The sequence below is a fragment of the Streptomyces sp. NPDC042100 genome, assembly GCF_055582325.1.
The window spans coordinates 196,611-210,631 of the sequence record NZ_JBVJDK010000007.1 but is presented as its reverse complement, the minus strand read 5'-3'; the positions used below and the strand labels follow the sequence as shown (position 1 = coordinate 210,631).

The 14,021-nt window shown below is 73.3% G+C and carries 13 protein-coding genes; 6 read left to right on the top strand and 7 right to left on the bottom strand.

From position 1 onward, the window contains the following. Window positions 1–17 precede the first annotated feature (17 nt). The 3 genes from ACZ6J5_RS17965 to ACZ6J5_RS17955 all read left to right on the top strand — a co-directional run bounded on the left by ACZ6J5_RS17965 (window position 18) and on the right by ACZ6J5_RS17955 (window position 2,882). The gene (locus ACZ6J5_RS17965; protein ID WP_469392518.1) at window positions 18–500 is read left to right on the top strand and encodes a hypothetical protein; all 483 of its coding nucleotides are present in this window, start codon (window positions 18–20) and stop codon (window positions 498–500) included. A gap of 48 nt (window positions 501–548) precedes the next feature. Beyond that, the gene (locus ACZ6J5_RS17960; protein ID WP_469392516.1) at window positions 549–2,297 is read left to right on the top strand and encodes a serine/threonine-protein kinase; all 1,749 of its coding nucleotides are present in this window, start codon (window positions 549–551) and stop codon (window positions 2,295–2,297) included. 72 nt (window positions 2,298–2,369) lie between these two features. Continuing rightward, window positions 2,370–2,882, top strand: coding sequence for a hypothetical protein (locus tag ACZ6J5_RS17955; RefSeq protein ID WP_469392514.1), 513 nt, complete (start codon window positions 2,370–2,372; stop codon window positions 2,880–2,882). 71 nt (window positions 2,883–2,953) lie between these two features. On the opposite strand, the gene ACZ6J5_RS17950 is transcribed toward ACZ6J5_RS17955, so the two are convergent. From ACZ6J5_RS17950 to ACZ6J5_RS17925, 6 genes are all read right to left on the bottom strand, one after another. Next, window positions 2,954–3,874 (bottom strand): peptidoglycan-binding domain-containing protein, encoded by a 921-nt coding sequence (locus ACZ6J5_RS17950; RefSeq protein ID WP_469392512.1) that lies wholly within the window; start codon window positions 3,872–3,874, stop codon window positions 2,954–2,956. A gap of 31 nt (window positions 3,875–3,905) precedes the next feature. Continuing rightward, window positions 3,906–4,859 carry a peptidoglycan-binding domain-containing protein gene (locus tag ACZ6J5_RS17945; RefSeq protein WP_469392510.1) on the bottom strand — a complete coding sequence of 318 codons (954 nt, stop codon included), beginning with the start codon at window positions 4,857–4,859 and terminating at the stop codon, window positions 3,906–3,908. 73 nt (window positions 4,860–4,932) lie between these two features. Further along, window positions 4,933–5,817 (bottom strand): hypothetical protein, encoded by an 885-nt coding sequence (locus ACZ6J5_RS17940; protein WP_469392508.1) that lies wholly within the window; start codon window positions 5,815–5,817, stop codon window positions 4,933–4,935. Between the two features lie 100 nt (window positions 5,818–5,917). Beyond that, window positions 5,918–6,340 (bottom strand): hypothetical protein, encoded by a 423-nt coding sequence (locus tag ACZ6J5_RS17935; RefSeq protein WP_469392506.1) that lies wholly within the window; start codon window positions 6,338–6,340, stop codon window positions 5,918–5,920. A gap of 245 nt (window positions 6,341–6,585) precedes the next feature. Continuing rightward, entirely contained in the window at window positions 6,586–7,674 is a 1,089-nt protein-coding gene (locus ACZ6J5_RS17930; RefSeq protein ID WP_469392504.1) for a peptidoglycan recognition protein family protein, read from the bottom strand. 190 nt (window positions 7,675–7,864) lie between these two features. Continuing rightward, window positions 7,865–9,136 carry a helix-turn-helix domain-containing protein gene (locus ACZ6J5_RS17925; protein ID WP_469392502.1) on the bottom strand — a complete coding sequence of 424 codons (1,272 nt, stop codon included), beginning with the start codon at window positions 9,134–9,136 and terminating at the stop codon, window positions 7,865–7,867. A gap of 339 nt (window positions 9,137–9,475) precedes the next feature. Here ACZ6J5_RS17925 and ACZ6J5_RS17920 point away from each other — a divergent pair, with 339 nt between their 5' ends. The 3 genes from ACZ6J5_RS17920 to ACZ6J5_RS17910 all read left to right on the top strand — a co-directional run bounded on the left by ACZ6J5_RS17920 (window position 9,476) and on the right by ACZ6J5_RS17910 (window position 12,204). Then, window positions 9,476–10,222: a peptidoglycan-binding domain-containing protein gene (locus tag ACZ6J5_RS17920; RefSeq protein ID WP_469392500.1), complete on the top strand. Its 747-nt coding sequence runs from the start codon at window positions 9,476–9,478 to the stop codon at window positions 10,220–10,222. Window positions 10,223–10,257: 35 nt separating this feature from the next. Then, window positions 10,258–11,016 (top strand): D-Ala-D-Ala carboxypeptidase family metallohydrolase, encoded by a 759-nt coding sequence (locus ACZ6J5_RS17915; RefSeq protein ID WP_469392498.1) that lies wholly within the window; start codon window positions 10,258–10,260, stop codon window positions 11,014–11,016. Window positions 11,017–11,193: 177 nt separating this feature from the next. Next, window positions 11,194–12,204 (top strand): alpha/beta hydrolase, encoded by a 1,011-nt coding sequence (locus ACZ6J5_RS17910; protein ID WP_469392496.1) that lies wholly within the window; start codon window positions 11,194–11,196, stop codon window positions 12,202–12,204. 79 nt (window positions 12,205–12,283) lie between these two features. On the opposite strand, the gene ACZ6J5_RS17905 is transcribed toward ACZ6J5_RS17910, so the two are convergent. Then, window positions 12,284–13,903, bottom strand: coding sequence for an alpha/beta hydrolase (locus ACZ6J5_RS17905; RefSeq protein ID WP_469392494.1), 1,620 nt, complete (start codon window positions 13,901–13,903; stop codon window positions 12,284–12,286). Window positions 13,904–14,021: the final 118 nt, after the last annotated feature.

Sequence of the window (14,021 nt, the reverse complement as noted above, 5' to 3'; positions counted from 1 at the left end):
TCACGAAAGCCCGGTCCGTGGATCCCAACTGGTACGTCGTGGGCAGGCTGCTCCCCCTGGGGCGCCTGATCGGCCACAACCCCCCGCCCGAGGAGTGCGCGGAGGAGCGCGAGCTGTGCCGTCGCCTGGCCCGGCACGAGCGCCTGGAGAAGACCGAGCTCGACGTCTGCCTGCCGGCCGCGAACTGGGCCTGGATCGGCGCGGGCATGACCTCGATCGCCCTGGTGGCCGGCGCGGGCCTGGCCGAGGACGCGACGGGCTGGCCGGCGCTCACCGTCGCCCGCGTGGCGGCGACCGCCCTCCTCGGCCTGTCCTGGGCGCTGGCCTTCCTGGGCCTGTTCCGCAACGCGATGCTCGACCGCTCCTTCGAGGAGACCGGCTCCCCCGCCTGGCTCCGTCGCCTGGCCCAGCGGCTCTACCGTCCCCGCCGCTACGACTTCTGGCTCGCGGCGGCGGTCTCGGTCCCGCCGACCCTGTGGGCGAGCGGGGTGCTGGGCTGAGGAGGCGGCCTCCGGGTGGCCCCACCGGCCCTGTGCGAGGATGCCGCGGTGGACGGATTACGCGCGGACGACCCGGAGTTCATAGGCCCCTACCGGCTCGTGGGGCGGCTCGGGGCGGGGGGTATGGGGGTGGTCTACCGGGCCGAGGGCCCCGACGCGCGGCCCCTGGCCGTGAAGCTCGTGCGGCCCGAGGCGGCGGCGGACGAGCGGTTCCGCCGCCGTTTCGCGCGTGAGGTCCGGGCGGCGCGGCTCGTCGGCGACGAGTGGACCGCGCGGGTCCTCGACGCCGACACCGACGCCGACGTGCCCTGGGTCGCCACCGAGTACGTACCCGGCCCCTCGCTGCGGGCGGCCGTCGAGGGCAGCCTCGGGCCGCTGCCCGCCGCCTCGGTCCTCGTGCTCGCCCATCGCCTGGGGCTCGCGCTCCGCGCCATCCACGCCGCCGGGCTGATCCACCGCGACCTCAAGCCCTCCAACATCCTCCTCACCGTCGACGGCCCCCGGGTCATCGACTTCGGCATCGCCCGCCGCTCGGCCCTGTCGTCCGAGAGCGACCTCACCCGGACCGGGATGCTGATCGGCTCGCCCGAGTTCATGTCGCCCGAGCAGGCGCGCGGCGGGGCGGTCACCACCGCGAGCGACGTGTTCGCCCTCGGCTCCGTCCTCGCGTACGCGTCCACCGGCCGCGCCCCCTTCAGCACCGGCGACCCCGGCGTCCACGGGCTGCTGTTCCGCGTGGCGTACGAGGACCCGGACATCGACGGCGTCCCGGAATCGGTCGCGGAGCTGGTCCACGAGTGCCTGGCGAAGGATCCGGACGAGCGTCCATCGGTGGACGCCGTGCTCGCCAGGACCAGAAAGGCGCTGGGCGGCGCCTGGCTGCCCCGGGAGCTGCTGGCGCGCCTGGACGAGGACGCGGCGACGATCCTGCGGGCGAGCCCGGGCACCGGCTCGGCCGACCGCTTCCGCCCCCTGCCCGTGCACGTCGTCCGGCGGCGCGGGCCCGCCCCGGACGTGCTGCCGCGCCGGGGACGCCGGGTGCTCCGGGCCGCCCTCGCGTTCGCGTGCGTGGTCGGCTACGCGGCGGTCGGGACCGGCCCTTCGTATCTGCGGGGGCCGTCGGACGGGACGACGGATCCGCATCCCTTCGCCGGGGTGTGGACCTCTCGGACGGCGCCCCTCATGCTGCACCTGGAGATCGGGAACGCGACGGAGGTCGGGGACCGGGCCGGCACGTTCGTGTCATCGACCCTCACCGCGATCTGCACGGGCGAGGCCGCGCTGGCCGGCCGCACCCGGGACGAGCTGGGCATGGGACGGTTCACCGTGACCCGCAGCACGCCGACCGGGCTGACCCCCGAGGAGTGCGGTCTGCCGGACTACCTCCTGCTCTCCCGGGAGACGGAACGGGTCCTCGGCTGGTGGCAGGGTGACGGCAACCCCCTGCTGTTCGACCGGAGCACGGACGCGTCCCAGGAGGTGCCCCCGCGTCTTTCGAACGTCTGGAGTTCGGGGGACGGGCTCGTCGTCGTCATCCGGCGGGGACGGCCGGGTGACGCCGTCGTCCGGGTCATCGACTCCACGCGCGGCCGGCACTGCGAGACCACCGCCACCCTTCTCTCGGTCCAGGACGGGCGCCTGGTCACCGCCCCCTCCCGGCTCGACGAGAAGGCGTCCCACGAGGCGTGCGGGTCCGACTTCGTCGCCTGGCGCTACGGCACGACCGGCGGTGCCTCCCCCGACCTCGTGCGTGAGTCCCAGTACACCCCGAAACGGCGTCTGCGCCCCGTCCGCTGAGCGGTCCGACCTCACCCGTTCGGCCACGGCGGGCGGCCAGGGATCGGCCGGGCGCGCGGTTAGGCTCGGGCCGTGGAGAGTTCACCGCGTGACAACGTCCTGCTGCTGACGTTCCAGGACCCGGAGCGCTGCGCCGACGCGTTCCGGGAGGCGCAGCATCTGCCGGGGTACCGGCAGGAGGTGAGTGTCGCCCGGCAGGCCGACGGGGAGCTGGAGGTGCTCGACGCGCATGTGCGCGGGACGGGGGCCGCCACGGTCGGCGGGGGTGCGGCCGGGCTCGCGCTCGGGCTGCTCGGCGGGCCGGTCGGGGCGCTGCTGGGGTTCACCGCCGGGGCGCTGCTGGGCAACGCGGCCGAGCAGCACAATCTGGAGGCCGGCGGCGAGGCGGTGATCGCTCTCAACGCCCGTGTCCCCGACAGCGGTGCCGTCCTGATCCTCTCTCTGCACGAGAGGCACCCGGAGCCCGCCGACGAGTTCGCGGCCCGTCACGGCGCCTCCGTCGAGCGGCTGAGCGCCGAGGAACTGGACGCCGAGATCGAGGACTTGAAGCGCCGGTCGGACGCCGACGGGCCCGGGGACGAGTAGCGCGGCGCGGCCGACGCCCGGGGGGGGTGGGCGTCGGCCGCTGGGGGGGGTGGCCGGGTGGCCGGGCGGGGCTACTGCCAGGCGCAGTGCACGTGGTTGCCCTCGTCCAGGGCCTCGGTCGCGCCGTACGCGCGGCAGGCGCTGACGAAGGTGGCGTTGCTGACGGACATGTTGTCCGCGTCGAACGCGATGCCCTTGTAGTGGTTGGAGTTCGAGGAGTGGTCGCCGCCCGCGATCTCGGTGACGAGGAAGGTGTAGCCCCGCTCCGTGGCCAGCTTCAGCATCCCGTTGAGCATGGCCGTGGAGAGCCAGACCTCGCGCTCGCCGACGTCGCTGTAGTTGCTGGTCTCGGCGGTGGTGCCGTTCTTCGTGTCGGTGATGTTCGCCTGGGCCGTGGAGTCGGCGTCGACGACCCCGCTCACGTGGTAGGTGAGCAGCGAGATACGGGAGTTGCTGTCGATCGACGCAGCCAGCTGGGCGCGGTTGGTGCCGCCCCCGCCGCTGCCGGAGCCGCCGACCAGGGCGTTCCAGGTGTTCGGGCCGACGATGCCGTCCGCCGTCAGGCCGTGCTTGGACTGGAAGTCCTTGGCGGCGTTGGTCGACGCGGTGCCGAAGTCGCCGTCGACGGCGAGCCCGTACCCGTAGCGGTTCAGCTGGGTCTGGGCGGCCTTGGCGGCGTTGCCGGTGCTGCCGCTCTGCACCGTGGCGACGAGCTTGGGCCAGGTCAGCGGGCCCACCGAGCCGTCGGCGGTGAGGCCGTTGGCGCTCTGGAAGGCCGAGACCTTCGTCTCGGTGGCGGGGCCGAACTGGCCGTCGGCCGTGGTCGTGTACCCGCGGTGGTTGAGCAGGTGCTGGACCGTCGTCACCTGCGCCCCGCTGTCGCCGTTGGCGATGACGGGCCAGGTGGCGGCCGACGCGGTGGTCGGCCCGAGCAGGACGGCGACCATCGCGGCGACGACCGCGGCGATCAGCGCCGGGAGGCGTCTGCGCATGTCTCTCCTTCGCGTGCTGTGCCGGTCCGCGTCAGCGGTAGCGGACGTGCAGGTGGTTGTCGTGGTTCGGGTACTGCGTGGTCAGGCCCTCGGAGATCAGCGTCGGGTCGTTGAAGTAGACGACCTCGATGTGGCCCGGGGCCGCCGCGCGGATGGCCTGCACGAGCTGGCGGGTGGCCGACCGGTCGTAGGTCCCTGACTGCCAGGTGATCCGGCCCGCCGAGCACTGCGCCGAGTCGGTGCGGATCGGCCAGATGTCGATGTCCAGGCCGACCTCGTGGCTCGCGTGGCCCGGGATGTCGCCGCCGTGCTCGAAGCCCGCGTCGCCCATCGGCACCTTGCCCTGGCCCGTCGCGGCGAACGACGCCGCCGCGGCCTCCAGTTGGCCGACGGCGGCGGCGGTGGCCCAGTTCGCGGTGGCGTTGCCGTCCGGGTTCTGGTCGCAGATGTGGGTGAAGTTGACGAGTTCGTAGTGCCAGACCAGGTTCCGCCAGGTGTCGGGGCCGACGACGCCGTCGGCGGACAGCCCGGCGTGGCTCTGGAAGGTCTTCACCGCCGTGGCGGTCGCCGGGCCGAAGGCGCCGTCGACCGTCAGGCCCGCCGAACGCTTGGCGTTGAGCAGGTACTGCACGGCCTTCACGGCCGAGCCGTTGTCGCCCTCGCGCACCGTGGAGACGAGCTTGCCCCAGGTGTTCGGGCCGACGACGCCGTCCGCCGTCAGGCCCTGGGAGCTCTGGAAGGACTTGACGGCGGTCGCCGTTCCGGAGCCGAAGACCCCGTCGGCGGTCACGGACTGGCCGTGCGCCCCCAGCAGGTACTGGAGGGCGACGACGTCGCTGCCTCGGTTGCCCGAGCTCTGCAGGTGGTACGCCGCCCCCGCGAACGCCTGCGCCGGCGTGCCCGTCTGGACGAACAGGGCCATGGTCAGGGCGAGGAACAGGGCGATCCGGGCGCTCTGCTCGCGCAGACCGGACGATCGGAGCATGGTGCGATCCCTCTCGTTTCGAGTCGTTTCTGGTGTGTTGCGGGTGGTGCGGGCGGTGCGTTCTCCTCGCGCCTCACGGGACCGGGTACCCGAAGGTCAGGCCGTGCCGCCGCTCCAGCTCCCGGATGCGCGGCACCAACCGGCCTTCCAGCGATCCGAGTTCCTCCCGGTGCGCCGCCGCGAAGGCGGTGCGGCGTGCGGCGCGCAGGGGTTCGCGGACCGCTTCCACCGGGGCCATGCAGCGGGCGTACGCCGCCCCGAGGCCCCGGTCGGCGCGGGCCGCCTCCGCCCCGTCCTCGATGCCCTGGACGGTGCGGTCGACGAGGGCGAAGAAGCCGTCCTCGTCCTCGACCTCGACCCCGTAGCGCGCGAGGCAGCCGGGCAGCGTCCGCAGGGCCCCGCGGGCGCGCGGGTCGTCGCGGACGGCCGAGACCTCGGGCCACCACAGCGACTGGAGCGGCGAGTAGATCTCCTTGAACTCCCTCGTCGCGGCGCGGCCCTCCGCCTCGCAGCGCTGCTGCGCCGCCCGGTCCGTCCGGCCCGTCGCCGCCCGCTCGGACGGACCCGGCTCCGGCAGGGCGGGGACGCTCATGGTGAGGCCGTGCCGTCCGATGAAGCCCAGGTCGGGAAGGTCGGACCAGCCGATGTACGCCGGGGGCGGCACCTCCGGGGGCCGCACGCCCGCCTGCCGCGCGCACTCCTGGAGCCGCGCTTCGCCCACCAGTTGGGCGAAGCCGTCGAGTCCCTGGGCCAGCCTGCTGTCCGGGCCGGTGGCGGGCAGCAGCATGGCCGTGACGTCCCTCGGCAGCCCCTCCTCCACCGTCGGCGGCCGTACGGGCCCCGCCGGTGTGGGAAGGGACGCCGAGGCGAGGCCCGGCGAGCCGCCCCCGCAGCCCGTCAGGGCGCCCGCCGCGAGGACGGCGCCCAGGATCGCCGACGTGACCGGCCTCTTCTTCACGGCGTCTCGTGTCCTCTTCTCGGTGGTCCGGTCGCCGCGGGGCCGTCCTGCCGGCGGCCCCGCGGCGTACTGCCGATCCGCTGGGGAGCGGGTCAGTGGATCAGTGGGTGATCCGCACCGTGTCGCCGCCGTCGAGCAGGCTGGAGACGCTGAACTGGGTGCCGGCGGAGAGGCCGGTGATCAGCCAGTAGGTGGAGTCGTTGACGCTGTGGTTGCCGTCGTAGGCCTGGACGTACCGCTTCGAGCCGGTGACCCAGCCGGAGGACTTCTTGTAGCGGCCCGCGTAGTGGTCGTAGGTGCGGCTGCCAGAGTTGTACGAGTAGGTCAGGTTCAGGTCACCGCAGCCGCTGGAGGCCTTCGTGACGATGGTGCCCTGCGCCTCGTACTCACCGGTCGTGAGGGTGGAGACGGTGCACGCCTGGGCCGAGGCGGACGCGGCCGGGGCCAGCGCCACACAGGTGGCGGCGACACCGGCGAGGGCGAGGGCGCCCGCGGTGAGGGTGGTGCTGCGGATGCGACGCATGTCGTGACTCCCTTGGTCGGGTGGCTGGTTCTGATGGGTGGCACCGCCGGCTGGCTCTGCCGGGTGGCTCTTCCGGATGGCTCTGCCGGGTGGTGCGAACGGTGGAACGGGTGGAGCTCGGTGGGCTCGTTCGGCCGCCGCCGTTTTCGGCCCAGCGGAATCCTGACCATGCCGCCTGGCGAATGCGTAGGTCCCAGCGCCCACTCGGGACACTTCCGGGACGCGTACCCAGGGACGGGACGGGTTCAGGCCAGCAGCCGGCTCCAGGTGCGGGCGTCCGCCACTCCGTCGGCCGTCAGGCTCGCCGAGGTCTGGAACGCCCGCACCGCCGTCTCGGTCCCCGCACCGAAACCGCCGTCGACGACGAGCGACTGGCCGCGCGCGTTGAGCTGGCCCTGGAGTGCCTTCACCGGGTCGCCCTGCGCGCCGCGCGCGAGCGGGGTGGCGAGTTGGTGCCAGGTCTGGTTGCCGGCCACGCCGTCGACTCCGGCCCGGTTGGTCGTCTGGAAGGCCCGTACCGCGCTCTCCGTCGCCGGCCCGAAGGAGCCGTCGGCCACGATCGCGGCGCCCCGCGAGTTCAGCAGGTGCTGGAGCGACTTCACCCGCTCCCCGGTGTCGCCGAGCCGCGCCACCGGCCAGCCGGGCCACGCCGGGCTGCCGCCGATCCGGGCGGCGACGTCGGCCCTGAGCTGCGGCAGCAGCGCGTACAGCCGGTCGCCGGGGCACTCGGTGTTGTTGAAGTCCCGGTGCCCGAAGATCTGGTAGGCGCGCAGCCCGTACTGCTCGCAGATGTGCGCGCAGAGGTCGACCAGCTTCGCGTACTGGGCCGACCGGGGGTCCACCGTCGTGTAGGTGCCCTCGTTCTCGATGCCGACGGCGACGGTGTTCTGGCCGGTGCAGTGCGCCGACTCGACCTGCTGGGTCCCGGCGGCCAGCGCGGCGGCGCTGGAGTGCCGCCCCTCGGTGATCCAGCCGCCCCGGCTGATCGTGAAGTGCTGGCCGGAGTCGATCCAGCCGCGCGCGTCCATGTGGTCGGCCTGGATCGACCGGGACAGCTCGAAGGCGTGCGCCTGGGAGTAGTCGGTGCTGTTCGGGCTCGCGGTGTGATGGACGATGATCTTCTGCGGGCCGGTGGCCAGCAGCTTGACGGGGGTGCTCGGCTCCCTGGCCCCCCAGGCCACGCACCCGGAGATCACCGGCCCGGCGAGCGCCGCCCTCTCGGCGGCCCGCGCGGTCCCCGGCAGGGCGGTCCCCAGAACCGCTCCCGCACCGAGCGCGAAGGCTCCGGACAGCAGTGCGCGCCGCCGCGGACGCGGCATCGGAAGGTCGCTCATCGTCTTCTCCCCATCGGTTCGGCCGCCGCTCCGCACGGCGCGGAGCGGCGGCCGAATGCTATGAGCAACCCCCCGTCCCCTCTGCGGATCCCGCACCTCAGGCTTGGGCGCGCCGCCGTCTCGGGACGCCGGGGGCCCGGGCCGGGACGCCGCCGCGCCGGGGCCGTGCCGGGGCCGGGTCAGGGCCGCGTCAGGGCTGCGGGGCGTCCTGGGAGGGGTCGCACTCCTGCTCCTTGACCTTCGGGATGGTCCCGCAGATGGAGATGCTCGACAGGGGGTACTCGGCCACCGAGAGCATCCGCGTATAGGTGTCGCGGTCCACCCGGATGGTGGACTCCTCCGTCCGGCTTCCCTTGTCGGTGATGATCACACCGTCGCCGATCGCCCCGTTCTCCAGCCTCCCCCAGACCGCCTGGCAGGCGGCGCTGTGCCGGAGCTGGATCCGCAGCCCGCGCAGATAGAGGAGGCGGACGGTCGTCGCGTCCCACTGGCAGTTCATGGTCTGCGGCTCGCGGCCCAGGCACGATTCGCCGGAGCAGCCCGGGAGGGGGTGATCGGACTCGGCGCCGGGGGTCCGCTCGGCCGCGCCCTGCGCCGCCACCCCCGCCTTCTCGCCGCTCGCGGTCGGCTTGCCCGCGTCCGACCGCGAGCCCTCGGGGCTGGACTTCACCCCGAGGACGGCGATCACGACCAGGGCGCCGACGACCGCGCCGATCGCCATGTGGACGAGCGGGCGGGCCCGTCCGGTGGGGCGGGTCGCGGAGCGGTCGGGTCCGATGGGCTCCTGGGGCGACGTCATCGCCATGGCCGTCGCCGCTGCCGGCGCCGCCGCCGGCGCGGCGCTGGGCAGGGGCGGGGCGTCGCGGGCGGGGTTTCCGTCCCGGTCAGCGCCGTCCCGCCCCTGAGCCTCTCCGCGACCTTCCGCCCTCCCCTGCTCCCCCTGTTCCCTCCGCTCCCCCTGCTCCTCCTGGCCCTTCTGCTCCCCCAGTCCCTCCCGGCCCCCCTGTTCCTCCTGCTCTCCGCCTTCCCCTTGCCTTCCCGACTCCCCCGTCCCCTTCTGCTCCCCCGTCCCCTTCTGCCCCTCCGGCTCCCCCGGCTCCTCCGGCCCTCCCTGCTCTTCCGGCCCCTCCGGCTCCCCCCGCCCCTCGACCCCCACGCCCTCGCGTCTGCTCCTGCGGGCCAGTTCCTCGGCGCGCTCCCAGAGGGCGATCAGGGGTCTGGGGTCCTCCCCGACCACGTCCGCGAGTTGCTGGATCGCCGCGCGGCTCGGCCACTGCTTCCCGTTGAGGAAGCGCTCCCAGGACGAGCGGCTGTAGTGCGTCTTCTCCGCGAGCCGTCCGTAGCTCAGGCCGAACTCCTCCTTGATCCGGCGCATCCCGGCCAGGACCCGCTCGCGGACGGCCCTGAGCTCGGCGTCCCGCCGACGCCGCTCGTCCCGGGCCTGCTTCTCGACAGCAGTCATTCGAAGCCTCTCCCCGTGTTGAACCCCCTTTGCATGCAAGGGAGTTCATGAACAACTTGCCGCTACCTGCGGCAGGACTTTGTCACACCGGCACACCGGCGACACAGCGGACTCACGGACCCCCAGGCCCCACGGAAGTGATCTGCGCCACAAACGGCCGCGTGACACGAGTCGTCTCGCCCCGTCCCGTCCCGGGCGCCCCCGACGCCCCTCCCGTCCCGGCGTCGTCCCGGCCCCGTCCCGTATCGCGCGCGAGACGCTCCGAACCACCCGGCCCGGCAGCACCATGACGTGGGCCGCCCCCCGCCCCCCGTCGAACCCCGAAGACAAGGACACCGCGTGATACCCACCCGAACGCCGGCCCTCCGGCGCCGCCTGCCGCTCGCCCAGGTGGCGCTCGTGCTCGCCGCCGCGCTGCTGGCCGTGCTGGCGCCCTCCGTGCCCGCGCACGCCCTGGACTCCACCACCTGGATCCAGCGCAACCTCGCGGGCATCGGCTATCTGCCCGCCGGCGGGATCGACGGCGTCTACGGCGCGCAGACCAGCGCCGCCGTCCGCTCGTTCCAGCAGGACAACGGGCTCGCCGAGGACGGCGACTACGGCAGCCGTACCGAACTCGCCCTGCACAACAAGGTGAAGGAGGTCCAGCGCAAGGCGGGCGCCACCGCCGACGGCGCCTACGGCGACGGCACCAAGTCCAAGGTGACCTCCTGGCAGCAGGCGAACGGCCTGTCCGCCGACGGCGTCTCCGGCCCGGCGACCATGAACGCGATGCGGGTCGCCCGCACCGTGAGGATCACCGCACAGTGGAAGATCACCGAGCACGGCTGGTCCGTGAGCGGCCAGTTCGGCTGCCTGGACAACCTCTGGATCCGCGAGAGCACGTGGAAGGTGTACGCGACGAACCCCTCGTCCGGCGCCTACGGCATCCCGCAGTCCCTCCCCGGCGACAAGATGGCCGCGGCCGGCGCCGACTGGCAGACCAATCCGGCCACCCAGATCGAATGGGGCCTCGACTACATCAAGTCGCGGTACAGCACCCCGTGCGGGGCATGGTCCTTCTGGCAGTCCCACAACTGGTACTAGGAAACCCGGGAAACCCAAGAAACAAGGAGTCCACCATGGCATCCGACCTCTCCCGCCGCTCGCTGTTGCGCTTCGGCGCCGGAGCGGCTGCGGCCACCGGTCTGGCCGTCGGCGGCGGTCTGGTCCTCGCCACCCCGGCAGCCGCGTACGGCTGGCCCTCCCAGCTCGCCCAGGGCGCGAGCGGCGCGGCCGTCACCGAGCTCCAGATCCGGATCGCGGGCTGGGCGGCGAGCTCGGCCCAGCAGACGTACGTCGGCGTCGACGGCCAGTTCGGCCCCGGCACCGGCGCGGCGCTGCGCCGCTTCCAGGCGGCGTACGGGCTCACCGCCGACGGGGTGGCCGGGCCGCAGACCTTCAGCCAGCTCAACGCGCTGGAGAGCGCCGACGGTTCGACGGCGCACTTCGAGTTCTCCGAGTTCCAGAGCAAGGACGGCTCCGGCTTCTCGGGCGGCAAGGTGGGCGCGGCGACCGTGAAGGAGAACGTGCGCCGCAACATGTACAAGCTGGAGGCGCTGCGCAAGAAGTGCGGGGACCGGGCCGTCACGATCAACTCCGGTTTCCGCAGCATCTCCCACAACTCCTCGGTGGGCGGCGCCTCGAACTCCATGCACCTGTACGGCGTCGCCGCGGACGTCGCCATCTCGGGGCTGTCCACGAAGAGCATCTACCAGAAGGCCGAGACCTGCGGATACTCGGGCCTGGAGACCTACTCGGTGTCGTGGCAGCACGTGGACTCCCGGGTCGAGTACGCCTACGGCTCGCAGTCGTGGTGGTGGGAGGACGGCGTGGCCTGAGGCCGGGCCCGGCAGGGCGGGCGGAACCGTCGAATGTGAGGTGGATCACATCGACGAGCGGTGCGGGAGGGAACCGGTTACGCACGCTTCCCCTCTCTATGTCCGGTAATGCCGCGCGGGCTCTCCCCGGGCCCGCGCGGCTCCTCCGCCCCGCCCCTCGCGCCACCTGGAGTACCCGTGAAACGCCGGTCGACGCCCCTGCTCGCGTGCGCCGCCGTCGGCGCCGCCCTGTTCGTCACGTCCTGCTCCCAGGGCGACGAGCACGTCCGCTTCGGCGACAAGCCGGGCACCACCTCGGCGCGGCCGAGCTCGGCGCCGACGACGGTCCGTCCGAGCAACGTGCAGTTCCCGACGAATCCACGGGACTGGACCACGCAGCGCACCCTGGACAACGGCACCAAGGTCGTGTGGACCGAGCTCAAGGGGCCCAAGTCGGGCTTCACCGGCCGGGTGTGGGCATGGGTGCCGAAGCAGTACGAGGACGAGAAGTACCGCGACAGCGCGTTCCCCGTGCTGATCGCGCTGCCGGGCAGCAACGGCTACCCGACGAACTACTGGTTCGGCGCCGACCTGGGGCTCCAGGAGTCCGTCCAGCAGATGGCGGACGACGGCCGGGGCCTCCCCTTCATCCTCGTGATGCCGGTCCTCAACGCCTCCGACAACGCGTACTGGGACGGCTCGGACATCCCCGGGCAGCCCAAGATGGGCACCTGGATGTCGGACGACGTCCCGAACCTGGCCCGGGAGAACTTCCGCACCTACAAGGACCCGCGCGGCTGGGGCTTCTTCGGCTCGTCCTCGGGCGGCTACGTGGGGATGAAGATGGTCCTCCAGTACCCGGACCGCTTCGGCTCCGCGATCGCGGGCGGCCCGGACACCGCGCCCACCTCCCCCTTCTGGGCGGGGCACGACAAGGAGAAGCGGGCGAACGACCCGAACTACCTGGCCACCCGCCTGATCGAGAAGGGCGGGCCCAAGGTGAACATCTCGATCATGCTGGGCACCAAGGAGAGCGGGCAGGCCGCCACGAAGGCATTCGTCAAGAAGTACGACAAGGGCCCGATCTCGATGTGGCTGCACGTGATCCAGAACGGGCGGCACAGCGGGCGGCAGTACGCCAAGTCCCTCGGCGACGGCCCGCTGGAGTGGATCAGCGAGCGGATGCTGGGACCCGTGGCCGCGAACTGACCCCGGGGCCGGCGCGACCCGCGACGAGGGGCCGGACGCCCGGTCGGACGTCCGGCCCCTCACGCGCTCCCCCGGCGCGTCAGAAGCGGTCGGTGCCGCCGATCGGAAGGCGCTGCGGGATCCCCGGGAGCGTCCGGCCGTCGGAGCGCTGGGCCTGGCCGGCCGGGGTGCGGCAGGTCAGGTCCTTCGCGGGCAGCCGACCGGTGACCAGGTAGGAGGTCGCGGTCGCGTCGGCGCAGGAGCCGAACCCGTACACGCCGTGGCCCTGGCCGCCGAGGACGGTGAGCATCGTGGCGCCCTTGAGGGCCCGGCGCAGGCCCTGGCCGCTGGCCAGCGGGGTCTGGGAGTCCCACTCGTTCTGGAGGACCAGGGCGCGGACCGAGTTGTTGACGACGGTGGCCGGCTCGGCGCCGGGGCTCCAGAACGCGCAGGGCTTGATGTTCGACGCGAAGTCCCCGTACAGCGGGTAGCGGGCCTTGTCGCGGACCGCGTCGCGGCGGTACCGCTCCGGGTCCTTCGGCCAGGCGCGGGTGTCGGAGCAGACCACGGACCAGAAGACCGCGTCCATGTTGTCGGCGGGCACCTCGGGCGGCGTGGCCGGGGCCGACGGGGCCGCGCGGCGGGCCGGGGCCGGGGTGCGGCCCTCGGCGGCCGCCTTGAGCCGGGCGGTCTCCTGGGAGGCGTACTCCACGTCGAAGACGAGGCCCCGGGCGGCGAGCCGGATGTCGTCACCCGTCATCGGGATGCCGTCGAGCTCGATCGGCTTCCGGTCCGCCTGGGCGACCAGGCCCCAGAAGGTGGCGCCGACCTGGGCGGGGGTGGCGCCGAGCCCGTAGGCGGCGTTCCGCTCGGCGGCCCAGGCGGTCCAGCGGGTGAACGCGGGCTCCGCGCCCTCGGCCCATATCTGGATCATGCCGCGCCAGATCCGCTGCGGGTCCACGGCGCTGTCGAGGACGAAGCGGTCGGCGCGCTTCGGGAAGAGCTGGGTGTAGACGGCGCCCAGGTAGGTGCCGTAGGAGTAGCCGAGGTACGAGATCTTCCGCTCGCCGAGCACGGCGCGGATGACGTCCATGTCGCGGGCCGTGTTGCGGGTGTCCATGTGCGCCAGGGCCGAGCCGTTGCGCGCCCGGCACTTCTCCGCGACGGTACGCGCCCACTGGACGTCCTTCGCGAACTCCGCCGCCTTGTACGGGCGCTGCCAGTTGCTCTCCTGCTGGTTGAGGCCGCAGGTCAGCGGGGTGCTGCGGCCGACGCCGCGCGGGTCGAAGCCGATCAGGTCGTACCGCTTCCTCACGTCGTCCGCGAGCATCGGGCCCATCCAGACGGGCATGTCGAGGCCCGGTCCTCCGGGTCCGCCCGGGTTGAGGAGCAGCACCCCGCGCCGCTCCTTGGCGCTGGTCGCCTTGACCCGGGAGACGGCGAGGTCGAGGGTGCGGCCGCCGGGGCGGGCGTAGTCGAGGGGCACCTTGATCGTGGCGCACTCGTACGTGGCCGGCCCCTCGGCCTCGCAGCGGGTCCAGCGCGGCTTCTGGCGCTCGTAGCGGGTGAGCGGGGCGGCGGCGGTCGCGGCCGCGGCCGCCGCTAAGGGGGTGGCGGGCGCCGGCCCGGCCGCCGCCGAGGCGACGGCCGGGGTGAGCGCGGGCAGGAGCGTCGCGATGGCGCCGAGGGCCACGGCGGACGCGGTGCGTCGGTTTCGCATGATGAGGGAGATCCTTGTGGGAGGTGGACATCCGGTCCCAAGAACCCTGACGCACAGGCGACTTGCCCGAATCCCCCCGAAGGAGGGCGTCTTCTCCACCTGAAGGAGGATTCGCCGC